The sequence below is a fragment of the Streptomyces sp. SID12501 genome (genome assembly GCF_010550245.1).
GTDB lineage: Bacteria > Actinomycetota > Actinomycetes > Streptomycetales > Streptomycetaceae > Streptomyces.
Genome location: NZ_JAAGLU010000303.1, coordinates 1 through 583, shown reverse-complemented (window position 1 = coordinate 583; position 583 = coordinate 1). Strand labels below are relative to the sequence as shown.

3 pseudogenes are annotated in these 583 nt (G+C 72.2%); 1 reads left to right on the top strand and 2 read right to left on the bottom strand.

What is annotated here, in order from left to right:
- Positions 1–177: pseudogene (locus G3I71_RS51995) on the top strand (proline iminopeptidase); the annotation flags it as partial.
- On the opposite strand, the pseudogene G3I71_RS45880 reads toward G3I71_RS51995, so the two are convergent.
- Both G3I71_RS45880 and G3I71_RS45875 read right to left on the bottom strand, forming a co-directional pair.
- Positions 153–272 (bottom strand): annotated as a pseudogene (locus G3I71_RS45880) (translation initiation factor IF-2 N-terminal domain-containing protein); the annotation flags it as partial. The pseudogenes G3I71_RS51995 and G3I71_RS45880 sit on opposite strands and share 25 nt — an antisense overlap.
- Positions 273–342: 70 nt before the next feature.
- Positions 343–583: pseudogene (locus G3I71_RS45875) on the bottom strand (YlxR family protein); the annotation flags it as partial.

Sequence of the window (583 nt, the reverse complement as noted above, 5' to 3'; positions counted from 1 at the left end):
CCCGCGGGCTGGCTCCCGGGCGCGCTGCGCACGCACCGCGTCGTGCTGCTCGACCAGCGCGGCACGGGCCGGTCGACCCGCGTCGACGCCGCCGACGTCGCCGCGTTCGACGACCCGCGCACCGCCGCCGACTACCTCGCGTGCTTCCGCGCCGACGCGATCGTCGAGGACGCCGAGCGGACGAACTCACCGAGCTCGTTCAGCTTGGTCATGAGGGTCTTGCTGTCGACTCCGAGCTCCTTGGCGAGCTCGTAGACGCGGACCTTGGCCACATCTCTCCTGTCCTGGTCCGCCCCGGACAGGGTGGACCGTCGTTAGTGCCGGGTACTCATCGCTGGGTACTCATCGGTGCGTGCTCATCGGGTCGCCATCGGCTTCCAACCCGCTTCCCTGTCGACGGTCGGCACCGGGGTCGGTCCCCGGCACCGTGGTGCTGTGCTGTGGCTGGTCCTGCTCCGTGGCCCGCGCGACGGCGCGTGCCACGTCCTCGGTTCCCCAGGGGCCCGGGTTGCGCAACGCGCGTCCGAACGCCCGCCGCTTCACGGCGAGCTCGAGGCACCGCTGGTCGGGGTGCAGCCACGCA